This is a genomic window from Caballeronia sp. 11_S32, from assembly GCF_056930355.1.
Window position 1 is genome coordinate 34,455 of the sequence record NZ_JBXOWH010000002.1, and the last position, 11,781, is coordinate 46,235.

11 protein-coding genes and 1 pseudogene are annotated in these 11,781 nt (G+C 63.4%); 10 read left to right on the top strand and 2 right to left on the bottom strand.

Annotated features, from left to right (window positions below; genetic code table 11):
• Positions 1–32: 32 nt before the first annotated feature.
• Both AC1Z32_RS08330 and AC1Z32_RS08335 read right to left on the bottom strand, forming a co-directional pair.
• Positions 33–1,106, bottom strand: a complete 1,074-nt coding sequence (locus AC1Z32_RS08330) for a LacI family DNA-binding transcriptional regulator (protein WP_483478270.1) — start codon at positions 1,104–1,106, stop codon at positions 33–35.
• 63 nt (positions 1,107–1,169) lie between these two features.
• Entirely contained in the window at positions 1,170–2,096 is a 927-nt protein-coding gene (locus tag AC1Z32_RS08335; RefSeq protein ID WP_483478271.1) for a LysR family transcriptional regulator, read from the bottom strand.
• A gap of 121 nt (positions 2,097–2,217) precedes the next feature.
• Between AC1Z32_RS08335 and AC1Z32_RS08340 the strand changes: the two genes are divergently transcribed.
• The 10 genes and pseudogenes from AC1Z32_RS08340 (at position 2,218) to AC1Z32_RS08385 (ending at position 11,595) form a co-directional block, all read left to right on the top strand.
• Positions 2,218–3,603, top strand: a complete 1,386-nt coding sequence (locus AC1Z32_RS08340; RefSeq protein WP_483478272.1) for an acyclic terpene utilization AtuA family protein — start codon at positions 2,218–2,220, stop codon at positions 3,601–3,603.
• Positions 3,590–3,919, top strand: a complete 330-nt coding sequence (locus tag AC1Z32_RS08345; RefSeq protein WP_483478273.1) for a DUF4387 domain-containing protein — start codon at positions 3,590–3,592, stop codon at positions 3,917–3,919. Before AC1Z32_RS08340 ends, AC1Z32_RS08345 begins: the two co-directional genes overlap by 14 nt.
• Positions 3,916–4,464 (top strand): flavin reductase family protein, encoded by a 549-nt coding sequence (locus AC1Z32_RS08350; protein ID WP_483478274.1) that lies wholly within the window; start codon positions 3,916–3,918, stop codon positions 4,462–4,464. The genes AC1Z32_RS08345 and AC1Z32_RS08350 overlap by 4 nt, the downstream gene beginning before the upstream one ends.
• Positions 4,465–4,473: 9 nt before the next feature.
• Positions 4,474–5,538: an amidohydrolase family protein gene (locus AC1Z32_RS08355; RefSeq protein WP_483478275.1), complete on the top strand. Its 1,065-nt coding sequence runs from the start codon at positions 4,474–4,476 to the stop codon at positions 5,536–5,538.
• 90 nt (positions 5,539–5,628) lie between these two features.
• On the top strand, positions 5,629–6,924 hold the full coding sequence (locus AC1Z32_RS08360; RefSeq protein ID WP_483478276.1) for an MFS transporter: 1,296 nt from the start codon (positions 5,629–5,631) through the stop codon (positions 6,922–6,924).
• 24 nt (positions 6,925–6,948) lie between these two features.
• Positions 6,949–8,340 carry an LLM class flavin-dependent oxidoreductase gene (locus AC1Z32_RS08365; protein ID WP_483478277.1) on the top strand — a complete coding sequence of 464 codons (1,392 nt, stop codon included), beginning with the start codon at positions 6,949–6,951 and terminating at the stop codon, positions 8,338–8,340.
• Between the two features lie 123 nt (positions 8,341–8,463).
• Positions 8,464–8,697 (top strand): hypothetical protein, encoded by a 234-nt coding sequence (locus AC1Z32_RS08370; RefSeq protein ID WP_483478278.1) that lies wholly within the window; start codon positions 8,464–8,466, stop codon positions 8,695–8,697.
• Positions 8,698–9,407: 710 nt separating this feature from the next.
• Positions 9,408–9,971, top strand: coding sequence for a hypothetical protein (locus AC1Z32_RS08375; RefSeq protein ID WP_483478279.1), 564 nt, complete (start codon positions 9,408–9,410; stop codon positions 9,969–9,971).
• A 24-nt stretch (positions 9,972–9,995) separates the two neighbouring features.
• Positions 9,996–10,415, top strand: coding sequence for a hypothetical protein (locus AC1Z32_RS08380; protein ID WP_483478280.1), 420 nt, complete (start codon positions 9,996–9,998; stop codon positions 10,413–10,415).
• Positions 10,416–10,949: 534 nt separating this feature from the next.
• Positions 10,950–11,595 (top strand): annotated as a pseudogene (locus AC1Z32_RS08385) (hypothetical protein).
• The last annotated feature ends 186 nt before the right edge of the window (positions 11,596–11,781 follow it).

An 11,781-nucleotide genomic window follows, 5' to 3' on the forward strand; every position in this document is an offset into this window, starting at 1 on the left:
CAAGCTCTGTCGACGGAACGCGACGCTGCGGTTTACCCGCGCATCGACCAGGTGAGGGCGCCGTCGTCGGCTGTCGCGAGGCCGGTGCGTGGTTTGCGGGCCGAGCCGCGCACGATGAGTCGTCCCGGAGCCTCATCGTGAAGCGCTGTGTCGAGCGTGCCGTTGAGTTGTTCGAGCACCGCGGCGACGGCGCGCCGCACCATATCGTCCAGCGGCTGGCTGAAGGTCGTGAGATCGAAGACCGGCCAGCGTGCCATGTCGATATCGTCGAAGCCGACGATCGACACGTCCTCGCCCACGTTCAGCCCGAAACGCGCGCGCGCGACGCTGATCGCCGCAAGCGCCATGTGATCGTTCGCGCAGAAGATGGCGTCGGGCGGCTTGCTCGCGGTGAGCAGCGACACGACGGCGTCCTCCGCGCCCGCCGCGGTGTATTGCCCGACGCGCCGCTCGATTGCCTTCACGCCTTTCTCGCGCAAGGTTTCGAAGAAGCCTTCCTCGCGGTCGCGGCTCGTCGACGAGCTTTCGAGGCCCGCGATATACGCATAACGCTTGTGCCTGCCGGCGTGCAGAAACGCGGCGATGGTGCGCGCGCCCTCGCGGTTCTGGCCGGTCACGCTGGACGCGGCGTCGCTGTCGGTCTTGCGGTTGAACATGACGACCGGCAGGCCGATGTTCATGCACTCGTCGGCGAAATGCGACGACAGGCTCGTCGAGATGAGCACAAGCGCGTCCACGCGATAGCGCAGCACCTCTTCGAACACGGGATCGGAGCCGCGCAACGGGTCGCTCGTGAACATCAGCACGCCGTAGCCCGCGCGCGCGAAGGCGGCGGTGAGCGCATTGAGCGCGGCATGATAGAAGGGATTCGCGTTCGCCGGCACCGTCACGCCGATGAGATTCGCGCGCCCCGTGATGAGCGAGCGGGCGACGAGATTCGGCCGATAACCCAGCTCGCGCGCCGCCGCGACGATGCGCTCGCGCGTGGCCGGCGACACGCTCGCGCCCGGCGTGAACGCACGCGATACGGCCGATTGCGACACGCCCGCGGCCTTCGCTACGTCATGCGCGGTGGCGGGGCGGCGGTCGGGCGGTGCATCGGACATGATCGACGTTCTCGTGACGGGCTATCGGCAGACGCGCGGGATCACGCGCGCCGACAGTATGCCTCATGCAATCGAGCGCCACACGCCCGCACGCACGAGCGCGTCCGTTTCCTGGCGCACGATTCGATACAGCGCCTTCATCGCGAGAGTCGCTTCCTTCTTCGGCGAGAATGCGATCGACAGCACGCCCGGCAATGTCGGCTCGACGATGGGCCGCGCTTTCAGCGTACCGCTTTCGATGCGGCGCCGCACCGCCGCATACGGCGCGACGGAGAAGCCCTGACCCGCTTCGACGAGTTCGAGGATCGCCATCATCGCGTCGATCTCGAAGGCGATGTTGAGCGCAAGCGAGCGACTCGTCGCGGCATCCTCGGCGAGCGTGCGCATACCGTGCGGGCGCGCCGGCAGAATCCACGGCAGCTCGACGGCTTCAGCGAAGCGGATCGGCTCCATCGCGCGTTCGAGCACGGTCGCGTCGGGCGGTCCGATGAGCAGGAGATCGTCGGACAAGAGCGGCTCGATGCTGATCGTGCTGTGCGGTCCGATGTTGTACAGCACGCCGATATCCAGTTGCCCGCTCAGCAGCCATTCGAGCATGTAACCGCTCAAGCCCTCGCGCATGCGCAGCCGCACATCGGGAAACTCCGCGCGAAAACGCCGCACGAGCGGCACCAGCAGAAGGTCGCCGAGCATCGGCGGAATACCCATCGTCACGGTGCCGCCGGGAACGGCGCGCATCGCCTGCATGTGATTCACGGCTTCGTCGCTGCGTTCGAGGATATCGCTCGCACGCTCGAGGAACTTCTGTCCCGCCTCGGTCAGCGACATGCCGTGTCCGTGCCGATAGAGCAGCGGTGGCCCGAGCTCCTGCTCGAGCATCTGGATGTGCCGCGTGAGCATCGACTGGCTGACGCCGAGTATGGCGGCGGCGCGCGAGACGCTGCCCTCGCGCGCCACCACCATGAAATACCTGAGCTGCTTCAACTCCACTTGCCGTTCTCCTCTCGTATCGGACGATCTCGCCCGATATGCATAACAGGTATGCGAGCAGTTCGCCGCCCATCTCATTACGCTTGATTCCATTCAGGAGCACAACGGAGACAACAGCGCAATGGAAGAACTCAGATTGCTCAGCACTACAGCGATACTTGGCTACGGCTTCGCGCAAAGCGCATTCGAAGCAGGCCTTGAACGCAAGCCGCATCTCATCGGCGCCGATGGCGGCAGTTCCGATCCGGGACCGTACTATCTCGCATCGGGCGAATCGTTCACCTCACGCATGGCGACCAAGCGCGACATGCGCATCATGCTCGCGGCCGCCGTCCCGCGCGGGATTCCCGTGATCGTCAGCACGTGCGGCGGCGCGGGTGGCGATCCGCATCTCCAGATGATGATCGACATCGTCAAGGAGATCGCGCAGGAAGAAAGTCTGTCATTCAAGCTCGCCGTGATCAATTCGGAATTGCCCAAGGAGGTGCTGCTCGAACACGTGAACGCGGGCAAGACGCGGCCGCTGTACGGCCTTCCGCAGATGACGCCCGAACTCATCGAAGAGGCCGTGCGCGTTGTCGGCGCGATGGGGCCGGAGCCATATATCGCCGCGCTCGATGCAGGCGCGCAAGTGATTCTCTCGGGCCGCAGCACCGATCCTGCGCCCTGGGCCGCGATGACGATCCGCGCGGGCTTCCCGCCCGAGCTCGGCTGGTACGCCGGAAAGATGCTCGAATGCGGTGCGGAGCCCGCATTGCCGAAGCGCGAAGGCTGCCTGCTTGCGACGATCCGCAAGGACCATGTCGAACTCGAACCGATGCACCCCGATCAGGCCTGCACACCGCGCTCGGTCGCGTACTTCGCGCTTCATGAGAACAGCAGCCCGATTCATCATCATGAACCCGGCGGCATGCTGGACACTTCCGAATGCGCGTTCGAAGCCGTCACGGAGCGCGCCGTGCGTGTTTCCGGCATGCGCTGGCGTCCCGAGAAGTACACGGTGAAGCTCGAAGGCGTCGAAGCGCGCGGGCATCGCGTGATCACGCTGTGCGCGACACGCGACCCGGTCCTTCAGGCGCAGATGGACCGCTACCTCGCGCGGGCGCGCGAGATCGTCGATGAGAAGGCAACCGCGTTCGGCGCGCCGTCGGACAGCTATACGCTCAATTTCCGCGTCTACGGCCGCAACGGCGTGATGGGCGAACGCGAGCCCTTGCCGGTCGAGGCGCGTCATCCGCATGAAACGGCGATCGTCGCCGAAGTGGTCGCGCAGGACCGCGATACCGCGAAGGCCGTGCTTGCCATCGCGCGCACGACGATCCTGCATTCGGAGTTCCCGGGCCGTCTGTGCAAGGAAGGGAACATGGCGATTCCCTTTTCGCCGTCCGACCTCGATCTCGGTCAGGTCTACCGCTTTTCCATTTGTCATCTGGTCGAGCCCGAGAACGCGCTTTCGTTGTTCCCGATTCGCTACGAAGAAGTCGGAGGTCGTCATGCCAGCCATTAAGGATTTCGCGAGCGTTTGCCGCAGCAAGAACGCGGGGCCATTCATGGTCACGCTCGACATCGTGTTCGAAACCGACGAGATCTACGATCGCGTCGCCGCGACCGGCGTGCTCAATCGCGAGCTCTTCGCGCGCCTCTACGACGTGAGGCCGGAGCAGGTGCAGTTCACGCCATACCGCGCCGCGCGGGCGTTCAAGGCGACGTTGCCGCGTGTCATTTCGTCGGGCGATATCGGCGACACGGACGTGTACGGCGCGCAGCAGCACGCGCCGATGCTCGACATCGACATTCCCATCGAACTGGAGAACACGCGATGAGCGAAGCCGAACTTCAGGTGCGCCCCGGCGCCTCGCGCGTGGACGACGCCGAGACATTGCAGACTTCGTTCCGTCATGCGATGCGGCGGCTCGCGGGCGGCGTCGCGCTGGTCTCGACGATTCACGACGGCGTGCGCCACGGCATGACGGTCACGGCCGTCACCTCATTGACGATGGACCCACCCGCGCTGGTGGTATCGGTGAATCGGCATGCGTCTGCGTTCGACGCGCTCGTGATGAGCGGGCGGTTCTGCGTGAACCTCCTGACGCAGCAGCATGCCGACCTCGCCGTGGCGTTCTCGCGCAAGCCGGACGGCGATGCGCGCTTCGCGAACGGCGCGTGGCGCACGAACGATGCCGGTCTCCCGGCGCTCGATGGCAGCGTCGCAGCGATTTCGTGCCGCCTGCACGATCTGGTCGAGTTCGGCACGCACGCGATCCTGATCGGCGCGGTCGAGCATCTGGCGATCGAGCCGCAGCAGCCGACGGCCCCGCTCATCTATCTGAGCGGACAGTTCGGTGGCTTCTGGCCCCTGACCGCATAAGGAGCGCGCATGTTCGACGCGAAATATGAACGCAGCAATTTCCCGCGCATCCGGCCCGAGTGGCTCGCGCAAGTCGCCGAGCCTGCCGTCGAGCCCGAGTTGCCGGTCATCGACCCGCATCATCATCTGTGGGATGTCGAGAGCGCGTTCTATCACGCGCCTGAGTTCGTGGCGGATACGGGCTCCGGGCATCGCGTGCTCGCGAGCGTGTTCGTCGAATGCAAGGCGCATTTCGATGAACACGCGCCCGCCGGATTCGCACCGGTCGGCGAGACGCGCTTCGCGGTGGCGCAGGCAAACGAGGCCGCGCAACTGCCGCCAGGGCACGCGAACCTCGTGAAGGGCATCGTCGCCTATGGCGATCCGTTCGTCGCGAATCCGCAAGCGGTGCTCGAAGCGCATATCGAGGCGGGACAGGGACGCATGCGCGGCGTGCGCGTGCGTGCGGCGTGGCATGCCGATCCGGCGTTCGCCGCGCCGCACGACGGGCCCGATGAACACACTATCAGCGCGCCCGAACTCGACCGCTACTGCGCGATTCTCGAAGGGATGGGCCTCGTGCTCGATCTCTGGGTCTATCACACGCAGCTCGATCAGGCTGCCGCGCTCGCACGGCGTCATCCGAATCTCTCGATCGTGCTGAACCACTGCGGCGGGCCGCTCGGCATCGGGCCATATGCGAATCAACGCGCCGCCGTGCGCGAAGCATGGGGCAAGTCGCTCGCGCGCGTAGCGTCGAACGATAACGTCATCGTGAAGATCGGCGGCCTTGCGATGCCGCGCACGGGCCTCTCCTTTGCCGATGCCGCGAAGCCTGCGAGCTGCCTCGAGCTGGTCGAGCGCTGGACGCCTTACGTGCGCACCTGCATCGATCTGTTCGGCGCGGAGCGCAGCATGTTCGAGAGCAATTTTCCCGTCGACAAGGGCAGTTGCAACTACGTCTCGGTGTGGAACGCGTTCAAGATCATGTCCGCGGGCTATCCGGCCGCGGCGCGCCGCGCGATGCTCGCGGGCACGGCGAATCGTGTTTATGCGCTCGGCGTCGAGGAACTTGCAGCGGAGGCGATCTCATAACCGCAAGGCACAGGCGTTGCACACACATCCGTAAAGGCAAAGACCGTCCGGCGCACGACAAACGTACGCACGGATTTTCGGAGGAGACGTATGAAAAATCGCCGCATCTTCATTTACCTGTTTCTGTTTTCGCTCACGAGCATCAACTACATCGACCGCGTCGCGCTGTCGGTGGCAGCGCAGCCGATCGCGCGCGAATTCGGCATCAGCCCCATTCAAATGGGCTTTCTGCTGTCTTCGTTCATCTGGACATACTTTGCGAGTCTGATCATCTGGGGTCTTGCGCTCGACCGCTGGGGCACGCGCTACGTCAACGCCGTAGGCATGGCGATCTTTTCGGCCGCGACCGTTGCGACAGGCTTTGCGTGGAGCTATATGTCGATTCTCGTCACGCGCCTCGTGATGGGCGCGGGCGAGGCCTCGTCGTATCCGGCGGGCGGCAAGGTGATTCGCGAATGGATGCCGGCGCGCGAACGCGGTATCGCCGCGGCGGTGCTCAATAGCGGCTCGTATGCCGGGCCCGCGATCGGCGCGCTCGTCGTCGCCTGGGCGGTGCAGATGTTCGGCTGGCGCACGGGCTTTGTGCTCGTCGGCAGCTCCGGCGCGATCTGGCTGTTGTGTTGGCTCAAGTGGTTCAGGAAGCCCGAGTACGCCACTTTCATCGACGAGAACGAGCGCGCGCTGATTCTGCGCGAGCGCAACGGCGGCCTGCCCGATACGCCCACCGGACCGACGCTCTCCATTCCCGATCTGCTCAAGTCGGTGAGCGTGTGGGGCCTGCTCATCACGCAGGGCTTCGGTTCGTACGCGCAGTTTCTGTTTCTCACCTGGCTGCCGAGCTATCTGCAGACGGAGCGGCATCTGGACATCGTGAAGAGCGGCTATTTCACGGCGCTGCCGTACGCGCTCTCGGTGATTCTTGCGCTCGCAATCGGCAAGCTGAGCGACCGTTTGCTGCCCGCGGATGCAATCAACAAGGGTGGACGGCGCAACATGGTGGCGGCATCGATGCTGCTGACATCGGTCGTGCTCGCGACGCCCTTCGTCGATGACATGTGGGTCATGGTCGCCGTCTTCACGCTCTCGCTGACCGGTGCTCAAGCCGCGCTTGCGATGAACATCGCGCTGATAGGCGACCTGTTGCCGTCGTCGGCGGAAGTCGGACGCGGTACGGGCCTGCTGATCACGGGCGGCGCTTCGTTCGCGATGATCGCGCCCATTGCCACCGGCTACGTCGTCGCCATCACGCACAGCTACAACAACGCGTTCTATATCGCGGGTGCGCTCGCTCTGGCCGGTGCGCTCGTGAGCCTCCTGATGACGCGCTCGCCGATTCGCCGACGTGACTGCATCGAGACCGTCAATGAAGTATCGGTCGGCGCATAAAATCATGTTCACAAGGATATCGAAATGACTAAAAAGCAAATGACGTTGATTGGCTTTCTGCAGGCGCAGAACTGCTCGACTTATCCCGGGTCGTGGCGTCACAGCGCGGCGATGCAGGATTTCACGACGCCCGAGTACTACCAGCGGGTCGCGCGCACGCTGGAAGAGGGCAAGTTCCATCTGGCGTTCTTCGACGACCGCCTCGCGATGCCCGACATCTACGGTAACGATCATGCGCAGACTGTCGAGCACGGCGTGCGCGCCGTGAAGATGGACCTCATCTCGATTCTGACCGCGATGGGCATGGCCACGTCGAAACTCGGCCTCGGCGCGACGTACTCGACGACGTACTACGAGCCGTTCCATATCGCGCGCACGTTCGGCACGCTCGATCTGATGACCAAGGGCCGCGCCGCGTGGAACGTGGTCACATCGCTGAACGATTCGGAAGCGGCGAACTTCGGCGAGAGCGCGCATCTCGAGCACGACCTTCGCTATGACCGCGCCGACGAGTTCGTCGAAACCGTGATGGGTCATTGGGACACGTGGGAAGACGGCGCGCTGATTCTCGACAAGGAGAGTGGCCGCTTCGCCGATGCGTCGAAGGTGCATCGTCTGGATCATGAAGGGCGCTTCTTCAAGTCGCGCGGGCCGTTCACGGTGCCGCGCTCGCAGCAGGGGCATCCGGTGCTGATCCAGGCCGGGCAGAGCGGGCGCGGGCGTCTGTTCGCGTCGCGCTGGGCGGATCTCATCTTCGTCGTGTATCCGAATCTCGCGGTGGGCAAGAAGCAATACGCGGAGATGAAACAGGCGCTCGCCGACGCTGGCCGCAACCCCGACGACGTGAAGATCTCTACCGCGTGCTACACGATCGTGGCGGAGTCGGACGAGATCGCGCAGAAAGAACGCGAATACATCGACTCGCTCGCGAAACCGATCGATTCGCTCGCGCTGCTGTGCGAAGTGCTCAACACCGACTTCTCGAAGCGCGGCTACGACGATCCATTCAGCGATGCCGAAATGGCCGCGATCTCCGGCTGGACCGGTTTCCGCGATCGCGTCGTGACGCTCTCGGGCAAGAAGAATCCGTCGGTGCGCGATTTCGTGGATTTCTCAAAGCGTGCGCGCATTGAGGAATTCCCGGTGTTCTGCGGCACGCCGAAGATGGTCGCCGACCAGATGGAGCAATGGTTTGTCGAAGGCGCCGTCGATGGCTTCGTGATCGCGCCGACGCACGTGCCCGGCGCGTACGAGGATTTCGTGCGCATGGTCGTGCCGGAGTTGCAGCGGCGCGGCCTGTTTCGCAAGGAATATACGGGCGGCACGCTGCGCGAGAACCTCGGTTTGCCGGTTCCGAAGTCGGGTGATTGGCGAAAGACGGCATATCCTCGCACGTCGAACATCAAGGTCGCGTAACGCGTTCGTCGCCTGAGGGGCCGCCGCGGATTTCATAAGCGTGTGTTGCTTCGGCTGGCGCGGACAGCGCGGACGTGTCGGGCGTATTGGATCAGCGTTTGCAAGTGCTATGGAATCCGAGAGATGAACGAAACTGATCTGATCGACCCCGTGCCGGAAAGCGAAGCATCCGGCGAGACCGCGCGCATTTTTGCGGATTCGCGGGCCACGCTGAACGTGCCGTTCGTCAATCTGATCTCGCGTCATCTCGCTACGATTCCGCGCATGCTGCCGTGGATCTGGGAATCGGTGAGACCGTTAGCTGCTGATATTTTCGGATGGCCGTGTCGTGGTCCAACGCGAGATAGAGCGTGTTGAGCCCGGTACGGTTCGCTCGACCGCCCGACCTTCAGGGACCATTGCTCGGCGGTCTTGAATTTAAACACGGGCAGAGGTTCGTTTTGATACCAGAAGAGTGCCTTTGTGACGTCCCCGGAGATATCGGTCGCTGCGCGAATGACCCGCAGAGCGTCGCGGAGAAATCGTTGTACGCATCTCGGATGCAGACTGACGGCTGATCGTGTTCCGATGCACGCGGGCTTGCTGAGCCAGCGTTTCCACGTCGATATGCAAGGCCTCGATGCGCCTTCGCCCAACAATGCATTAATCTATCCGCCTACTTAAAATTCGATAATTCAGCTTTTGACATCCGGAAGGAACTCAAGCAAAGGCAACTCTTGATCGAGCGCGGCGCCGAAGGTGTGGAGCTCGTGGGCGGTTTGCATTAGAACGGCGCTGTACGATTTTCTCGACATGCGCGGCGTCCCGTTCGTCAACCCCTACGTCTACGATCCTGCCGGTGGGCGAGCATGTGTTGGCTTTGACAACCTTCGTTCCGCGAGGCAGGCCACCGAGTACCAATTGAGTCTGGGGCATCGTGATTTCGCGATCTTGGCGGGCATCAGCAAGGATAACGACAGAGTCAACGCCCGAATCGCGGGTGTACGCGTGTCGCTGCGGCGCTCGCCGATGGCGAGGAACGATGCTCGAGCCACGTCGGTAGGGATCGGTAGCGACCGCACCCTTAGATGACAGTGGGGACCGCCAACGAAAGCTACGGTGGCAGCTTTCTCGACGCGGTGAAATCGACTAACCCAAACGCTCTTCATAGGCCTTTCCTGAGCGCGATGCTGATGCAGCAGACCATGCAGCAGCTCGATATCTTCGCAGACAGCCGTGACGTGGCATTGCGCAATGACGTGGTGGAGCAGCTGCAGCGTCGCAGCGCGGCGGCGGCGCGAACGGCACTGACGCTGCTTGCCCGCGAGTACGCTGGCGACAGCGCGCTACCCGCGATGACCGTGCTTGTTTGCGAACTAGAGAACGCATCAACGGTTCCGCTGACGGATCATGCCGAGTTGGCCGCGATCTGCTGTCGCTTTGAGAGTGAGGTGGTGCCTGCTGCCCGCCGGGTACTGCCCGAGCACACCGCTCAAGCTTGGCTGACACCGTGCTGGCGCCCGCTCGCCCAGCGCGCCGCACCACCGACGTATTGTGGCATCGACACTGACAGTCACGCGGCACCCCTGTGGCTTCGAGCAGGCGATCGTGCAGCGGCAAGCGATGCGATCGGAACGATTGAGTCCTGGTGACGCATCCCGTCGCGCCTCGCATGGATGACCGAGGCGCGCTATCGGGCGGCCGGAGTAGACGCGGCGTGGCCGCTATCCGCAGAGTTGGCGTGGTTGGCGCCGGCCCAGTTTGCAGCGCTACTCGTCGCGCTGGAGGACGCCTCACTCGATACGCTGCGCCGACGCTTCGATGCTGCGTTGCCCGGCACAAGCGAGGTCGAAGATTATGCGTGGTTCCCGGCGTGGCTGTTGGTCATGAAACCGGCGCTTGCGGGCAGACTCGCAGAGGCGCGTGTGCTGCGCGACCTACCGGCATCGCGTGCGACCGCGTTGCTCGGGGAGATTCTGCGCCGAGAACACGAAGGCGATCAGCATGAACTGATCGTCCTTCGCCAAGCGCTCAGCCGCCTGCATGAGGGCCTATTTGGCGTGTACATGACACCCCGGAAGGAGCAGCATCGATGATTCAGTCCGCGTCATGGCTTCACTTCCGAACGGCTGCTGCGGATTTCTTGTCGGACGGGAACACAAACCCCCGCGGTGACGCTGCCGGAAACGTTGGCGAGGCCTGCTCCATCACTTGCGAATGCAGAGGATCCTTTGTACCGGGTAGATCAGTTGAATTCGGCGTGGCGTATCCCGCAACAGAGCCTCCGTGGCGCTGCTTCAACGACTCGATGAGGTTCGCGAACCCTCGTAGTCCGTGCGATGATGCAAGAGGTTCCAATGCGGTCGTCCCTAGTCGTTGATAGGCTATAGCAACCCGCCAAAGCGATGGTTGCCGTCCCGGCCCGAGAACTTCTTCCCCGAACACGTTGGATCCCGGACGCGCCTGGGTGTGATCCTTCGACGTGTGCAATTTGCGGTATTCGTTGTAAGCGCAATGGGCCCGCACGGCGAGAGGCAGAGGCGCTGCGAGGTGCGTCGGTGAGGCGCTTCTCTCGCTCAGGACGCGATCTGCTCCGCCTTTTGTCGGTCAGCGCGGACCCGCGGGCGCCCGTGTCGACCCGAAGGCGCGCGGTACAGCAGGACGCTGAGAGCCTTTTCGAGGGGTTGCCGCCGGCAAAGGCGAGCGTGTCGAGCGGCCCCGAGAATCCGTTCGGGCCAGACGTGTCCGATATCGTAAAGCGCGTTGAGGACGAAGCCACCCTCTGGAAAGACCACCTGATCACACTGCCAGTGTCGGTCGAACTGCCGCCGGGCTACCAATCGGTGCCTCGCATGCGCGAAGCGATGACGCGCGCCTTACGTGTGAAGTGGGCGGGAGAAGGTAAAGATGAGGTGGTCGCAGAGTTTCCTGAGGGGTTGACAGCGGTTCGCCGCTGAGAGCGGCCCCATCGAATTGCGTGACGCTTTTGGCGTGGCTCGCGGGTTATACGGGTGGGCCAAGATGCTGAACTCAGTCAGGCTCCTGCAACGTTACCTTATCGAATCGCAGGCAAACACTTTGAACGGTCTCGGAAGCGTGCTTGTTCGAGATCGCGGGAATAGTCGAATTCTTGAGCGATCGTCGAACTGGTCGGCGCGAACAGGAACCCACCATCCAGACTGGACGAAGCTCGCAGCGTGGCTTGACTTACGTTATCCGGACCATCGCGACCCACTGCGATACTGGGACGATTGTGAGGAAAATCGTCGAACTTGAGCGGATCTTGGCGGTGCTGTTTTCGCAGTAAATGACGAACTTAGCATCGAGCTCGTCCCTTGATTTGAACTCTCGGGTTCTGCCAGTTTCGCCGCTCGGCCGAGTCAGACGGTGGCCACTCGGACGGCCAGTTCAACTCGGAACCGGCCCGACGCTCGACCCGCGCGTATCGGCCTTATGCGAAGC